We start from the raw sequence: 14,234 nt of genomic DNA on the forward strand, positions 1-14,234 counted from the left end.
CGGAGGCGCCGTGTACCAGTACCTGTTCGGCCCCGTCCCCTCCCGCCGTCTGGGCATGTCCCTGGGCGTGGATCTGGTCCCGCACAAGGTGTGCAGCTTCAACTGCGTCTACTGCGAGTGCGGCCGCACCACCCGGCTGACCGTCGCCCGCGACACCTACGTGCCGCTGGAGGCGGTGACCGCCGAACTCGAGCACTACCTGGCCCACCACCGCCCGCCGGATTTCTTCACCTTCTCCGGCGCCGGTGAACCCACCCTCAACAGCCACCTGGGCGAGGTGCTGGCCTTCATCCGCGAACGCGCGCCGCAGGCGCGCACGGCGGTGATCACCAACACCAGCCTGATCGACGACCCGCAGGTGCGCGCCGAGCTGGCCGCCGCCGATGTCGTCATGCCGTCGCTGGATGCCGCCACCGAGCGAACCTTCCGGCGCATGGACCGCCCCTCGCCGCGGGTGCGCCTGCAGCCGCTGCTCGACGGCCTAGTGGCTTTCCGCGACCGCTTCAGCGGGGCCATCTGGCTGGAGGTGGTGATCCTCCCCGGCCACAACGACCACCCCGAGGACCTGGCCGCCCTGCGCGAGGCCCTGGTGCGCATCCGCGCCGACCGCATCCAGCTCAATACCCTCGACCGCCCCGGCACCGAGACCGACCTACAGCCCGCCCCGCGCGAGCAGTTGGAGCGAATCGCCGCCGAATGGGGGCTGGGGAACGTCCACGTAGTCGGCGCCGCCCCGCCCCCTGCCACCGAGGCGGGCTACCGCAGCGATGGCGGCTCCAACACCGTACTCGCGACCCTGGCCCGCCGCCCCTGCACCGCCGACGACCTGGCGCACCTGCTCGGCCTCCCCACCGACGAGGTGACCGCACGCCTGGCCACCCTGGAGGCAGAGGGGCAAATCACCGCCGTGGTGCAGGAGCGCGGGGTGTTCTACCAGGCCACGGACCGCGCCGCCCGGGGCGAGGCGGAGTGACGTCAGGGACTTGGGTGCCGCGAAGCCGCGCACGCCTTCAACCACTACTGCAAGAGGCCTGCGAAACTTATTGAAAATATTGCGCCATTCCCCACCAGACGTATTGCGCCGATCCTCGACCATCGTGTAAAAGGTGGCGTATCCGCTGAGCCGCTTGAAAAGGCTCAACGGAGCCCGTGACGCGGGGGCACTCAAGCATCGCCGGCACCGGCCGACAACGGTTGGTGAGGGACCGGCTCGCGGAAACGGCGGCCCCGGCTGACAGAACGACAAAAGCAGAAGCTCAGAAAAAGACGAGGAGCACCCCCTATGAAGAAGCAACTCATCACTCTGGCGACGGCCACCGCCATGGCCGCCCCGGTGGCCGTCCTTGCCGACAGCCACGACGACGGCATGGGCTGGTTCGACCTGTACGGTCGCGTCCACCTCTCCCTTGACCATGAGGGATACGATGACGCAAACGGCGACAGTGGCAGTCTGCAGGTGCACGACCGTCGTTCCCGACTGGGTATCCAGGGCGAGAATGAGCTGGACAACGGCGTCACTGCTTTCTATCAGTACGAGATCCAGATGAACCTCGACAGCTTCGAGGATCTGGATAACCTCCTGAATGATGGGGATGCCAAGCGAGATACCTTCGTCGGCCTACGCTCTGACGAGCTCGGCCAACTGCGTGTGGGCCGTCTCGGCATCCTCAACAGCATCGCTTACGGCCCCGGCAACTACTTCGCCACGCAGGCAGGGGACCCGGCCAATATTCTCAGCGCGGCAACCCCGCTGCCGGCTCGGTACGGGTTCGCCGATGATAACTGGGACGAGGAACAGTCAAACCCGGCCATCGAATACACCACCCCGAGCTTCGGGTCGGTGTCGGCGCGCGCCATCCTGATGCCCTCGCATGTGGACATCCCCGGGGATCAGGAGCACAACTGGATGGTGATGGTGGACTACGCGGAGGGCCCGCTCTCGCTGCAGGGCACCGTCGCCGAGTGGTACGCAGTGGACGATCCGGACGACAGCGCCATGGTGTTCGTGGCCCAGGGCAACTACGACCTGGGCGGCGTGAATGTCGGCGGCGGCGCGCTGACGGTCAGCAGCGACGACGATGACGCCGACAACAGCGCCGTCTGGTTGGGCGGCAACATGCCGGTCACCGAACGCGGCACTGCCAAGGCCCAGCTCTCGTACCTGAGCGGGGATCGCAGCGACTCCGACGCGAGCATCTTCGCGGTAGGCTACGACTTCGCGCTGGCTGAGCGCACCACGCTCTACGCCAACGCTGTCTTTATCGACAATGACGATGAACAAGCCATTGTGCCGCACGGCTACGCTTCTACGGCACCGAGCACTGCCATCGAAGACGAGCCGAGCATCGAGCCCGGCGATAGTGGCACGGTGGTGTCCGGAGGCGTGATTTACAACTTCTAAAGCGGTCCTCACCCGCACAACAAGAAGCCCCGGGTGCAACCGGGGCCTTGTCTGACTCCAGGGCGCCCTCGGGCGCCCTTTTTTTGTCTCGAGATCGGGCTGCTAATCGAAGTGGGTGCCGGGGCGCGCCTCGACCTCGGCGGGCAGGCGGTAGCCGCGCTCCATGGCCGTGCCGCCGAGACCGACGAGCAGCAGCGGCCGCAGGCCCTCGCCGCCGGCGGCGATGCGCGCGCTCACCAGCCACGGTCCCCACTGCCCGCCCAGCTCGAGGAAGGGGTAGCGATTGGAGCTGCGCCCGCCGGGCATGGGGACCGCGCTCTCGTCATCGTCCCAACGGCTGCGCTCCCACGCCTGGTTGGCGGTGAGCCAGCCCACGCCCCTCTCGCCCAGGGGCCGCCACAACCCGGCGCCGATGGTCAGCTGCACGGTGTCCAGATCGACGTCATCGCGCTGGCCGGCGGCGCTCTCCACCCGGTAGCTCACACTGCGCAGACCGAGACTGCCGCTGGCGGTAACCGGCAGGCGATCGGCGAAGTACTGCCCCTGAACGCCGAAGTGGACGTTGAGTTCGCCGTCGCGCTCCACCCGGGTAAGCCCATCGAAGCCGTCCGGGCGGTCGCTGTAATCGACCCCGCCGTCGCTGCCCGGCAGGCGGTAGCTGTCGTAGGGCTCGCCGCCAAGGCTGCCCACGCTCACGCCCCAGCGCCAGCCGTAGTGGTAGGGGCGGCGGTAGCGCGGCTCCTTGTAACGGCGCTCGATGCGCTGGTCCGGGCGCAGCACCAGCTCATCGACGATGTCCTGGTAGTCGGGATCGTCCCGGGTGATGCGCACGGTGTAGCCCCCGGCCTCGGCGGGGCGGCGGATGGCGCCGGGCTCCTGGTGCTCGTGGCTGTCCAGGCGGATAACGCTGTGCCGGCCGGCGGCACGCAGGTCCAGATGGCCGTACTGGCGCTCGGTCAGGCGGGCCGAGAAGTAGGCCGCCGGGCTGCGCTCGCCGACTTCCACCGTGGCCGTCTCGCCGCGGTACTCCGCGGTGTCCAGCACGCGGATGCGGTAGCTGCGCCCCGGGCGCACCGGGACCCGCGCCGGCGTGACGTAATCGCGGCCGTCGACACGTACCACCGCGCCACTAGGCCGGGTGTGGAGGTAGAGGGTAGCGGGATCCTGTGCCGCTACCCCCTCGGGGCGCGGGTTGACCAGGCAGCAGAGATGCGGCGCCCGGCTGACCGGCTGCGCCGGATCGCCCAGGACCTCCACCCGCAGCTGCCCGGAGAGCCCGCGCAGGCTGCGCGCCGCCGTCCAGCCGTCGTCATCGGTGAGCAGGGTCATGCCGCCAATGCGCAGCTTGAGGTTGGGCTGTGGGCGCAGGGAGTGGCGGTCCACGGCCACGAAGCGGACCTCGCCGTCGGTCACCACCGGGATCACCTGCAGTTGCGCGGCGGCCTCCCGGGCGGTCTCCTCGAAGTAGGCGGCGAAGGTGGTCTCGCCCAGGCGGGGGCTGTAGAGTCGCTCATCGCCCACGCCGGTGCGCACCACCGTCTGGTGGCCCCGCGCCGCGCGGGCGAAGCGCTGCCCGGGGCGGTCCTCGGGCACCGCCTCGGTGAGCTCGAACTGCGCCATGGCCGGGGCGTTGCGCCGGGCCTGGGCGCGCAGCCGATCCATGCGCGCATCGGGCAGGCGAACCCGAACGTACCACCCTTCGGCCACCCGCTGCTCGGCCACTACGCTTGCACCCTCCAGGGCGACGTGGCTCACCGAGGCCACGGTGGCGGTAAGTTCCAGCTCGGTGTCCCGCTCCACCTCGTCCCCGGCGACCTCACCCCGGCGTTGCAGGCTGCGGAAGACCTCGCGCTGCTCGCCGCGCACGGCGGTGACCACCTCGCCGGCGATCTCGTAGAGGGCCGACTGGCGTGCCTCCTCGGGGGTCTCGCCGGTGCCGTGCCCGTAGGTGTAACCCGGCTCCGCCGCCGCCCGCCCCTGCTCGCGCAACTCCGCAGCATCGGGGTGGCGATCGCCGAGCCAGGCACACCCGCCGCCGAGCACCATCCCGCCAACCAGCAGCAGGACGGCGGCGAAACGTGGCAGGCGGCCCGGCACGGGAGCCCCCGTCACCGCTGCTGCATGCGGTCGCGATGCTCGTCCCGGGCCCGTTCCAGATCCTGCTCGGCCTGCTCCCGCTCCTCGCGGGTCTCGGCCTCCTCCAGGGCGCGCTCGGCGGCCCGCTCGCTGGCGCTGCGCTCAACCCGCTCGGCACAGCCGCCGAGCAGCAGCGCGCCGAGCAGCGGGATCAACAACGTCCGGCCACGGCGCATGGTGCCCCCTACTGGTTGACCCGCTCGCGCAGCCGGTCCAGGTGGTTCTCGGCGGCGCCGCGCAGATCCGAACGCAGCCCATCGTCGTCCTCGGCTCCGATGGCGCGGAAGTAGGCGTCGAAGTCCTGCTCCAGATCGTACTGCGACATCACCACCCAGCGGCCGTCCTCGGTGACGTCGGTGCGTTTGACCTGCACGCCGACCAGGGTCTGGTCGATCCACTGCTCGGTGCTCTGCTGCAGCTGCTGCCGGGTGCGCGCGCCCTCCTCGTCACGGCCCAGGTCCTGACGGTCGAAGTATTCGCTGTTGAGCGCCTGGATGGTCTGGGTCAGCTGCTCGGCGATCTCGGCGGCGGCGTTGGTGCGCGCCTGGCGGCGCATCTGATCCGGATAGTCCGGCTCGGCCTGGGAGACGCCGAAGCCGTAGACCACCATGGACTCCTCCGGCGTCTCGCGCTGCACGTACCAGCCGGGCAGCCCCAGGCGCTCCTCGGCCTCGGGCTCGGTCTCGGGCGGCTCGTCGGGGGTGGTGCCGCAACCGATCAGGGTCGCGGCCAAGGCGCTGGCCGCCAGCAGGGCGGGGAAACGGTTCAGGGGCATGGATCCTCCGGGGTGAAAGCCGCTTCGTGGATGGTCTCCACCAGCCCCTACTATAGCCCAATCACCCCTGCTGCGCGCCGGGTATCCGGGCTAGAAGATGCGGCCGAAGACCATGTGCACGCCGGCGCTGCCGCCGGTGTCCGCGTGCAGGCCGACGTAGCCGGTGCGATCGACCATCAGATCGAGCTGGGTGTAGGCGCCGGTGAGCCGGTCCTGCTCGAAGCCCTCGCGTACACCATTCACGTACTGATCGCCATCGATGGCACTGAGGTAGCCGCCCACGCTCCAGCGCACCGGGCCGACGCGCACCACCGGCCCGAGCCGCGCCTGCAGCTCGGTCCACTCGCGCTCGACCTCGCGGCCGTTGCTGCTGCCGTCGACGTCGTGCCAGGTGTAGCGGACCTCGCCGAGCAGGCTCACCGGCTCGCGGTGGAACAGGTGCGAGCGCACGCCGGCGCCGATGTAGTAACCGCTGAGCCGGGTGGTGTCGGCCACCTGGCTGTCGGGGGCGGGGCCGGGGTCGTCCACCCGGGAGCGCATCCAGCCGCCGAACAGGCCGGGCTGGATCTGCGGGTTGCCGACCTCGAAGAGCTGGAAGCCGACGCGGCTGGTGCGGTGCTCGACGGTGCGATTGCCGTAGTCGAGGTCGGTCTGGGCGTGGGCACCGCTGATGCGCAGATCCACGTCGTATCCGCGCTCACCCTGGTAGCCGTGCGCCGACGCCGGGCCGGCCACCGCCATCACCACGGCGGCGATCAGCGGGGCACGGACGCGGCGGCGCGGCAGGGTCATGTGCGCTTCATGGCCTCGAAGAACTCGGTGTTGGTCTTGGTGTCCTTGAGCTTGTCGAGGAGGAACTCGATGGCGGCGACTTCGTCCATGTTGTTCAAGAGCTTGCGCAGGATCCAGGTCTTCTGCAGCTCCTCCGGCGTCATCAGCAGTTCCTCGCGGCGGGTCCCGGAGCGGTTGAGGTGGATGGCCGGGTAGATGCGCTTCTCGGCGATCTTCCGGTCCATGTGCAGCTCCATGTTGCCGGTGCCCTTGAACTCCTCGTAGATCACCTCGTCCATGCGCGAGCCGGTCTCCACCAGCGCGGTGGCGAGGATGGTCAGGCTGCCGCCCTCCTCGACATTGCGCGCCGCGCCGAAGAAGCGCTTGGGCCGGTGCAGGGCGTTGGCGTCGACACCGCCGGTTAGCACCTTGCCGGAGGACGGCACTACCGTATTATAGGCGCGCGCCAGGCGGGTGACGGAGTCGAGCAGGATGACCACGTCCTTCTTATGCTCGACCAGGCGCTTGGCCTTCTCGATGACCATCTCGGCGACCTGGACGTGGCGCGAGGCCGGCTCGTCGAAGGTGGAGGAGACGGTCTCGGCGCTGAGCACCGAGCGGGCGAACTCGGTGACCTCCTCGGGCCGCTCGTCGATGAGCAGGACGATGAGGTAGCACTCGGGGTAGTTGTAGGTGATGCTCTGGGCGACGTTCTGGAGCATCATCGTCTTGCCGGCCTTCGGCGGCGAGACGATCAGGCCACGCTGGCCCTTGCCGATGGGGGCGACCAGATCGATGACGCGGGCGGTGAGGTCCTCGGTGGAGCCGTTGCCCCGCTCCATGCGCATGCGGTCGCGGGTAAAGAGCGGCGTCAGGTTCTCGAAGAGGACCTTGTTCTTGGCCGCCTCCGGCGGCTCGAAGTTGATCTGGTCAACCTTGAGCAGCGCGAAGTAGCGCTCGCCATCCTTGGGCGGGCGGATCTTGCCGGTGATGGTGTCCCCGGTACGCAGCGCAAAGCGCCGGATCTGGCTGGGCGAGACGTAGATATCGTCGGGCCCGGCCATGTACGAGGCATCGGCGGAGCGCAGGAAGCCGAAGCCGTCCTGGAGGATCTCGAGGACGCCGTCGCCGTAGATGGAGTCGCCGTTCTTGGCGTGGGCCTTGAGGATGGCAAAGATGATGTCCTGCTTCCGGGAGCGGGCAGTGCCCTCAATGCCCATGGACTGGGCGATCTCCAGGAGTTCGGTGGCTGGCTTTCTCTTGAGCTCGGTGAGATTCATGGTTCGCTTCGGCGTGGGGAGGGTCACGGGGGCGCCGTCCCGCCGGAGGTCCGCAGGGGCGCGGTAGCGCGGGACTGCATCCGGGGGCGGCGCCGCGGCGGTTTCGCTACAGGTTGCTGTCGATGAACGCGGTCAGCTGGGACTTGGACAGCGCGCCGACCTTGGTGGCCTCGACGTTCCCGCCCTTGAACAGCATCAGCGTGGGGATCCCGCGGATGCCGTACTTCGGCGGCGTTTCCGGGTTCTCGTCGATGTTCAGCTTGACCACCTTGAGGCGGTCGCCGTAATCGGCAGCGATCTCTTCGAGAATGGGGCCGATCATCTTGCACGGGCCACACCACTCGGCCCAGTAATCCACCAGCACCGGCACGCTGGCTTGAAGCACTTCCTGCTCGAAATTCTGGTCGGTGGCGTGCACGATTGCGTCGCTCACGGTAGAAGACCTCCAGGTTCGATTGCGTCGATATGGGCGGAGCCGCTGCGCGGGGCTCGGAAAATTGGAAACCGCTCGCTGATTGGAACCGAGGATCCCGACAAGGGGGCCGAATGCGGGATTGGGCGCTGCGCTGCCAAAAGAGCCGGCGCGCGACGCGCGGTTGTAGTAGGACGGAAAATAGCGGCCCTCGGCCAGCGTGTCAACTGCGCTGGCAGGCGCCGAGCGCTTCGCAGCAGCGCAGACCACGCTCTGCCACCTGTTTGAGGTCGCGCAGGGCGTCGTGGGCGGCGAGGATCCGCTCCTGGGTCTGCTCGCCGGCGCCTTCGTCGGCGATGGCTGCGGCGCGTGCCGAATCCGCCGCCTGCTCGAGTTCGATCACCCGGGCGCGGAAACAGCACAAGCGCTGACACTCGACGCAGTTGAGTGTCGCCTCACTCTTGCGCAGCAGCTCCTCGAACACCGCCCGCAGCACCGGCGAGGCGCCCGGGTCGCTGCAGACCGCCGCCACCGCCTCGGCGACGCAGTGGCTGATACGGGTCAGCTGCGCTTCCACCTCTTCCAGGGGGGCCATGGACTCGGCCAATTCCGGTTACCTCCGCTACGGGACAGGCTATGATCCTATAATGATGCGGGTGAGACTCCACAATCACAAGTACCCCGCTGGCGGCCTAGCGTCGCGCCTCCCAGGGCAGGCCGTCGGTAATGCGCGCCCAGTCGTAGGCCGGGTCGCCCACGGCGATGAAATCGGGATTGAGCAGCGACGCCCCGGTGTTGTAACGCAGCGGGTCCCCGCCGACGTCCATCAGGCGACCGCCGGCGGCCTCCAGCACGCACTGCGCCGCACCGGTGTCCCACTCGCAGGTGGGCCCGAAGCGCGGGTACAGGTCGGCCTCGCCCTCGGCAATGCGGCAGATCTTCAGCGAGCTGCCCACCGAGAGTTCGCGGTAATCGCCCAGCCGGGCGAGGATATCGGACACCGCCGCCTCGCGGTGGGAGCGGCTGACCACGGCGGTCAGCGGCGGCTCGGCCGCCCGGGTGCGGATGCCGCGCCGCTCTCCGCCGGCCTCGCGCCAAGCACCGGCGCCTGCCGCAGCCGCCCAGGTCACCCCCAGATCCGGGGCGTGCACCACGCCGAGCACCGGGCGACCGCCGTCGACCAGCGCGATGTTCACGGTGAACTCACCGTTGCGCTTGATGAACTCCCGGGTGCCGTCCAGCGGGTCGATCAGCCAGTACTGCCCCCACGCCGCGCGCTCGGCCGGCTCGATGTCCTCGCCCTCCTCCGAGAGCTGCGGCAGATCGGGGGTCAGGCCGCCCAACCCGGCCCGGATGGCGTCGTGGGCCGCCTGGTCGGCCCGGGTCAACGGGCTGTCGTCCGCCTTGGCCTCTACCTCGAAGTCGGCGGTGCGGTACACCGCCATGATGCGCTCACCGGCCTGCTCGGCGATCTCCTGCACCGGCGCCAGCCAGCGCTGCCACTGTTGCTCTGCCATCATCCCTTCCGTGTCGTTCGGGCGCGCATTACGCCGTGCGCGCCGCCAGGTGATCCCGCGCCAGGAACAGCGCGGTAATCGAGCGCGCCTCGGTCAGATCGGCCTGCCCGAGGAGCCGTTCCAGCTCTTCCAGCGGCCAGGGCACCACCTCGATCGGCTCCGGCTCATCACCGGGCAGGGGATGCTCGTAGAGCCCCTCGGCGAGGATGAGCTGCGTGCGGTGACTGAAGTAGGCGGGCGCCAGGGTGACGCTGCGCAGCACGGTGAGCCGCTCGGCGCCGTAGCCGACCTCCTCCATGAGCTCGCGGTTGGCAGCGCGCAGCGGGTCCTCCTCGGGCTCCACGCGGCCTTTGGGCAGCCCCAGCTCGTAGCACTCGGTGCCGGCGGCGTACTCGCGGATGAGCAGCACCTCGCCACGGGTGTTCACCGGGACCACCAGCACCGCCCCGGCTGCGCTGCCCCCCAGTCGCTCGTACTCCACCTCGACGCCGTTACGAAAGCGCAGCCCCACCGACTCGATGCGAAACAGCCGCGAGCGGGCAACGGTGCTGCGGTGGAGCGTCTCCGGGTAGCGATCGCTCATCGGCCCTGCCTTTCTTCGCGTCGGGCCATTGTACATCCCCCGCCCCGGCGGCGGCGAGCGCCGCCTCAGGCGGCCAGGCGGGCGGTGTGGGCGGCGATGACCCGCTCCTCGTCGGTGGGGATAACCCAGGCGCGAAGGGCGCTGCCCGCCGCGGTCAGCCGGGGTCCACCGGCCTCGTTGGCGGCGCCGTCGAGCTCCAGGCCGAGCCAGGCCAGCCCCTCGAGGATGCGCCGGCGCACCGGCGTGGCGTGCTCGCCGATCCCGGCGGTGAAGACCACAGCGTCCAGCCCGCCGAGGACCGCAGCCAGGCCACCGATCTCGCGCAGCGTACGGTGGCAGAAGAGATCCACCGCCTCTTCGGCGGCCGGGTCGTCGCTGTCGAGGAGCACGCGCATGTCGGCGGAGAGCCCGGAGACGCCCAGCAGCCCGGACTCGCGGTAGAGCAGGCGCTCGACCTCCGCCGCCGTCATCCCCTCCTGCTGGAGCAGGTGCAGGATCACCCCGGGGTCGATGTTGCCGCAGCGCTGCCCCATGGGCAGACCGTCCAAGGCGGTAAAGCCCATCGTCGTGGCCACGCTGCGCCCGCCGGCCAGGGCGCAGAGGCTGGCGCCGGCGCCCAGGTGGGCGACCACGGTGCGCCCTGCCGCGGCGGCCGGATCGTATTCCGGCAGGCGGGCGGCGATGTACTCGTAGGAGAGGCCGTGGAAGCCGTAGCGGACCACGCCACGCTGCTCGTAGGCACGCGGCAGGGCGAAGCGCTGGGCGACCGCCGGCTGGGTGCGGTGGAAGGCGGTATCGAAGCAGGCCACCTGGGGCAGTTCCGGCGCCACCCGGCGCACCGCTTCGACAGCGGCGAGGTTGTGCGGCTGGTGCAGCGGCGCCAGGGGCTCGAGCTGGTGCAGGGCCTCGAGCACCGCCGCGTCGATGACCACCGGCGCGCTGTGCGCCTGGCCACCGTGGACGATGCGGTGCCCGGCGGCCACCAGATTCAGCTCGCCCAGATGGGCGCGAACCGCGTCGAGCACGGCCGACAGCGCCGCATCGTGGTCGGCACCGGCCCGCAGCTCGCGGGTGGCGACCGCCCCCTGCAGATCATCCACGTGCAGCCGTGCCGCGGCCCCGATCCCCTCCACCTGGCCACGCAGGTGCAGGGTCAGGGCGTCTTCATCCCCGTGCCGGTAGACCGCGTACTTGACGCTGGAAGAGCCGGCGTTGAGGACGAGGATGGCGTCGTCGGGCATCGGGCCGCCTCCGGCTAGAGGTGAGCCAGACCGCGGCGCTGGCGGTCAGCCACCAGCAGCGCAATGGCGCAGGAGGCCAGCCGGGCGATGACGTCATCGGCCCGGGAGGTGAGCACGATGGGCACCCGGGCGCCGAGAACGATCCCCGCCGCCTCGGCATCAGCCAGGTAGTAGAGCTGCTTGGCCATCATGTTGCCGGACTCGAGATCGGGCGCGATGAGGATATCCGGGTTGCCGGCCACCCGCGAGTGGATGCGCTTGGTCCGCGCCGCGCTCTCGGAGATGGCGTTGTCGAAGGCCAGCGGGCCGTCGAGCAGACCGCCGGTGATCTGCCCCCGGTCGGCCATCTTGCACAGCGCCGCGGCGTCGAGGGTCGAGGGGATCTCCGGGTTCACCGACTCGGTGGCCGAGAGGATGGCCACCTTGGGCTCGGCCACGCCGAGGGCGTGGGCCAGCTCGATGGCGTTCTGGCAGATATCCCGCTTGCAGGCCAGGTTGGGGGCGATGTTGATGGCCGCGTCGGAGATCAGCAGCGGGCGCGGATAGGTGGGCACATCCATGGCGTAGACGTGGCTGATGCGCCGCTCGGTGCGCAGCCCCTTCTGCCGGCTGACGACCGCGCCCATCAGCTCGTCGGTGTGCAGCGAGCCCTTCATCAGGCCCTCGACCTCGCCGCGGCGGGCCAGGTCCACGGCCACCTCGGCGGCCTGGTGGGAGTGCTCGACGTCGATGATCGGCGTTGCCCCCAGCTCCAGCCCCGCCTCGTCGGCGGCGGTGCGGATCTTGTGCTCGGGCCCGACCAGGGTGAGCGTCATCAGATCGTGCTCTGCCGCCTGCATGGCGCCCTGTAGAGCCAGGGCGTCCACCGGGTGGACCACGGCGACGCTCATCGCCGTCAGGTCGTCGGCCATGCGCAGCAGGCGGTGGAGCTGCCGACGCCGCCCCTTGCTGGTCCCGGCCAGGCTGCCCGGCTCGCCGTTGATGCGCTCAGTGGGCACGCGCACGGTGATCTGTCCGCTGATCACCGGGTCGCCGGTGTCCTTGACCGCGCGGGCGGCGATCACCGCCTGCCCGGTCTCGGCATCCTTCTCGACCACTTCCAGGGTGATGGTGACCACGTCGCCGATGGCGACACTGCCCTGGTAGATCAGATCCTGGGCCACCGGCTGGGTGCCGGGGCCAGGCAACTCTGTACAAACCGCGTTGACCAGCATCGTCCCCGGCCACAGGCCCTCGCCGAGGGTGCGCACATCCTGGTGATTGAGTCGGCTGGTGGTCTCCACCTGCTGGCCGGGGTGGAGCTCGTCGAAGAGGAAATTCTGCACCGTCATCGAGACACCCCGGCTCACTGCTGCAGCACGTAGGTGCCGGGGGCGTCGGTCAGCGGCTGGTACGAGCCCTCGCTCTGCCCCACGCCGGGCGGCGCCACACGGTTGCCCGAACGCTCGCGCAGCCACTGCTCCCACTCCGGCCACCACGAGCCCTGCTGCTCCGTCGCCTTCTCGAGAAAGACATGGGAAGGCACGTAGGGATCACCGATCCGCCGCGCCAAGCTGCGGTAGATGCGGCGGGGATGCCCCGGCGGCGTGACGATGCCGGCGTTGTGCCCGCCCTGGGTGAGGGCAAAGGTGACATCGGCGCGCGGCAGGAAGCGGTTGATCTTGTAGACCGAGCGCCAGGGCGCGATGTGGTCCTTTTCGGTGCCTACGGCAAAGGTCGGCACCTGGATATCGCCGATGTGGATCGGCTGACCACCGACGTCGTAGCGATCCTCGACGAAGTCGTTGTTCAGGAACAGATCCCGCAAGTACTCGCTGTGCATGCGGTACGGCAGCCGGGTGGTATCGGCGTTCCAGGCCATCAGGTCGATGACCGGGCTGCGCTGGCCCATGAGGTAGTCGTGGATCAGCCGCGAGTAGATCAGGTCCTTGGAGCGCAGCAGCTGGAACGCACCGGCCATCTTGGCGCCGTCCAGGTAGCCCTCCTCCCACATCATGTCCTCGAGGAAGGTAACCTGGCTCTCGTCGATGAATAGGTCCAGCTCGCCCGGCTCGGTGAAGTCGGCCTGGGCGGCGAGCAGGGTCATCGTGGCTAGGCGGTCGTCACCGTCGCGGGCCATGGTGGCCGCGGCCAGCATCAGCAGCGTGCCCCCCAGACAGTAGCCGACGGCGTGGATCTGGCGCTCCGGCACGATGGTCGAGACCGCATCCAGGGCGTCCATGACACCGTCCCGGCGGTAGGTGTCCATGCCCAGGTCGCGATCTTCGCGCCCCGGATTCTTCCAGGAGATGACGAAGACCGTGTGGCCCTTGCCCACCAGGTACTCGATGAGCGACTTGCCCGGACGCAGATCGAGGATGTAGTACTTCATGATCCACGCCGGGCAGATGAGGATCGGCTCCGGGTAGACGGTCTTGGTGGTGGGTTCGTACTGGATCAGCTCCATGATCCGGTTGCGGTAAACCACCTTGCCCGGTGTCACCGCCAGGTTCTCGCCCACCTTCCACTGCTCGGCGCCCACCGGCGCGCGGCCGCTGATCGTGCGCTCGCTGTCCTCGAGCAGGTTGGCGAACCCCTGTACCAGGTTGGCACCGCCCTGGCTGAGGGTCTCGTCGAGGACCTCGGGGTTGGTGGGCAGGAAGTTGGACGGCGAGTAGAAGTCGAGCACCTGCCGGCCCATGAAGTTAACCACGTCCTCGTGGTGCTGGCTCACCCCACGAATGCCCGTCGTGGCGCTGTGCCACCACTGCTGGGTCAGCAGGAAGCCCTGCTCAAGCACGTCGTAGGGGAAACGGTGCCACTGCTCGGCGCTGAAACGGTCGTCCCCGGACCACGGCTTGGTGCAGGGCTCCGGGCAGGTGCCGGTCAGGCGACTAAAGACGTAGGCGTTGTAGCGCAGGGTGTTGCGCATCGCCTCGTCCATGAGCGCGAACTGCTTGCCCGGGTGGCTGGACAGATGCACGGCCCAGTCGAAGGTGGCCAGCGACAACGCCGCCGGCGACAGCCCGAGGGTCATCCGGCCCAGGCCGGCGTGGAACAGGCGATCAACGGTCAGCGCTTCGCGCTCACCTTCCTCGAACTCGGGCATCAGGGGGTGGACCATGGTGGGGCTTCCTCG

General features: G+C 69.4%; 14 protein-coding genes. 2 read left to right on the top strand and 12 right to left on the bottom strand.

Going from position 1 to position 14,234, the window contains the following annotated elements; all coding sequences use genetic code 11:
• Positions 1-10 precede the first annotated feature (10 nt).
• Together CCR79_RS10935 and CCR79_RS10940 are read left to right on the top strand one after the other, a co-directional pair.
• On the top strand, positions 11-973 hold the full coding sequence (locus CCR79_RS10935; protein ID WP_201172301.1) for a radical SAM protein: 963 nt from the start codon (positions 11-13) through the stop codon (positions 971-973).
• Positions 974-1,282: 309 nt separating this feature from the next.
• Positions 1,283-2,401, top strand: a complete 1,119-nt coding sequence (locus CCR79_RS10940) for a porin (RefSeq protein ID WP_201172304.1) — start codon at positions 1,283-1,285, stop codon at positions 2,399-2,401.
• Between the two features lie 102 nt (positions 2,402-2,503).
• Here CCR79_RS10940 and CCR79_RS10945 read toward each other — a convergent pair whose 3' ends face one another.
• The 12 genes from CCR79_RS10945 to CCR79_RS11000 form a co-directional block, all read right to left on the bottom strand.
• Positions 2,504-4,498 (bottom strand): hypothetical protein, encoded by a 1,995-nt coding sequence (locus tag CCR79_RS10945; RefSeq protein WP_201172306.1) that lies wholly within the window; start codon positions 4,496-4,498, stop codon positions 2,504-2,506.
• Between the two features lie 11 nt (positions 4,499-4,509).
• On the bottom strand, positions 4,510-4,713 hold the full coding sequence (locus CCR79_RS10950) for a hypothetical protein (protein WP_201172308.1): 204 nt from the start codon (positions 4,711-4,713) through the stop codon (positions 4,510-4,512).
• 8 nt (positions 4,714-4,721) lie between these two features.
• Positions 4,722-5,312 carry an LPP20 family lipoprotein gene (locus CCR79_RS10955; RefSeq protein ID WP_201172310.1) on the bottom strand — a complete coding sequence of 197 codons (591 nt, stop codon included), beginning with the start codon at positions 5,310-5,312 and terminating at the stop codon, positions 4,722-4,724.
• Positions 5,313-5,402: 90 nt separating this feature from the next.
• Positions 5,403-6,104 (bottom strand): hypothetical protein, encoded by a 702-nt coding sequence (locus CCR79_RS10960; RefSeq protein ID WP_201172311.1) that lies wholly within the window; start codon positions 6,102-6,104, stop codon positions 5,403-5,405.
• Entirely contained in the window at positions 6,101-7,363 is a 1,263-nt protein-coding gene (gene rho / locus CCR79_RS10965; RefSeq protein WP_201172324.1) for a transcription termination factor Rho, read from the bottom strand. The genes CCR79_RS10960 and rho overlap by 4 nt, the downstream gene beginning before the upstream one ends.
• Before the next feature lie 106 nt (positions 7,364-7,469).
• Positions 7,470-7,796, bottom strand: coding sequence for a thioredoxin TrxA (gene trxA / locus CCR79_RS10970; RefSeq protein WP_011814842.1), 327 nt, complete (start codon positions 7,794-7,796; stop codon positions 7,470-7,472).
• Between the two features lie 202 nt (positions 7,797-7,998).
• A complete protein-coding gene (locus CCR79_RS10975) occupies positions 7,999-8,370 on the bottom strand; it encodes a hypothetical protein (RefSeq protein ID WP_201172326.1) in 372 nt (123 codons plus the stop codon).
• Positions 8,371-8,467: 97 nt separating this feature from the next.
• Positions 8,468-9,292 carry a 3'(2'),5'-bisphosphate nucleotidase CysQ gene (gene cysQ / locus CCR79_RS10980; RefSeq protein ID WP_201172328.1) on the bottom strand — a complete coding sequence of 275 codons (825 nt, stop codon included), beginning with the start codon at positions 9,290-9,292 and terminating at the stop codon, positions 8,468-8,470.
• A gap of 28 nt (positions 9,293-9,320) precedes the next feature.
• Entirely contained in the window at positions 9,321-9,875 is a 555-nt protein-coding gene (gene nudE / locus CCR79_RS10985; protein ID WP_201172330.1) for an ADP compounds hydrolase NudE, read from the bottom strand.
• Positions 9,876-9,940: 65 nt separating this feature from the next.
• Positions 9,941-11,116 carry an acetate/propionate family kinase gene (locus CCR79_RS10990; RefSeq protein WP_201172332.1) on the bottom strand — a complete coding sequence of 392 codons (1,176 nt, stop codon included), beginning with the start codon at positions 11,114-11,116 and terminating at the stop codon, positions 9,941-9,943.
• A 14-nt stretch (positions 11,117-11,130) separates the two neighbouring features.
• Entirely contained in the window at positions 11,131-12,447 is a 1,317-nt protein-coding gene (locus CCR79_RS10995; RefSeq protein WP_201172334.1) for a bifunctional enoyl-CoA hydratase/phosphate acetyltransferase, read from the bottom strand.
• 14 nt (positions 12,448-12,461) lie between these two features.
• Positions 12,462-14,219: a PHA/PHB synthase family protein gene (locus tag CCR79_RS11000; protein ID WP_201172336.1), complete on the bottom strand. Its 1,758-nt coding sequence runs from the start codon at positions 14,217-14,219 to the stop codon at positions 12,462-12,464.
• Positions 14,220-14,234 lie beyond the last annotated feature (15 nt).

Origin of the sequence: Halorhodospira halophila (genome assembly GCF_016653405.1) — a bacterium.
Taxonomy (GTDB): domain Bacteria; phylum Pseudomonadota; class Gammaproteobacteria; order Nitrococcales; family Halorhodospiraceae; genus Halorhodospira; species Halorhodospira halophila_A.

What these genes read in the sequence shown, in the direction of transcription:
- CCR79_RS10940 (WP_201172304.1), top strand. Translation starts at nt 1,283, where the DNA reads ATGAAGAAGCAACTCATCACTCTGGCGACGGCCACCGCCATGGCCGCC.
- CCR79_RS10950 (WP_201172308.1), bottom strand. Translation starts at nt 4,713, where the DNA reads ATGCGCCGTGGCCGGACGTTGTTGATCCCGCTGCTCGGCGCGCTGCTG.
- CCR79_RS10955 (WP_201172310.1), bottom strand. Translation starts at nt 5,312, where the DNA reads ATGCCCCTGAACCGTTTCCCCGCCCTGCTGGCGGCCAGCGCCTTGGCC.
- CCR79_RS10960 (WP_201172311.1), bottom strand. Translation starts at nt 6,104, where the DNA reads ATGACCCTGCCGCGCCGCCGCGTCCGTGCCCCGCTGATCGCCGCCGTG.
- rho (WP_201172324.1), bottom strand. Translation starts at nt 7,363, where the DNA reads ATGAATCTCACCGAGCTCAAGAGAAAGCCAGCCACCGAACTCCTGGAG.
- CCR79_RS10975 (WP_201172326.1), bottom strand. Translation starts at nt 8,370, where the DNA reads ATGGCCCCCCTGGAAGAGGTGGAAGCGCAGCTGACCCGTATCAGCCAC.
- cysQ (WP_201172328.1), bottom strand. Translation starts at nt 9,292, where the DNA reads ATGGCAGAGCAACAGTGGCAGCGCTGGCTGGCGCCGGTGCAGGAGATC.
- nudE (WP_201172330.1), bottom strand. Translation starts at nt 9,875, where the DNA reads ATGAGCGATCGCTACCCGGAGACGCTCCACCGCAGCACCGTTGCCCGC.
- CCR79_RS10990 (WP_201172332.1), bottom strand. Translation starts at nt 11,116, where the DNA reads ATGCCCGACGACGCCATCCTCGTCCTCAACGCCGGCTCTTCCAGCGTC.
- CCR79_RS10995 (WP_201172334.1), bottom strand. Translation starts at nt 12,447, where the DNA reads ATGACGGTGCAGAATTTCCTCTTCGACGAGCTCCACCCCGGCCAGCAG.
- CCR79_RS11000 (WP_201172336.1), bottom strand. Translation starts at nt 14,219, where the DNA reads ATGGTCCACCCCCTGATGCCCGAGTTCGAGGAAGGTGAGCGCGAAGCG.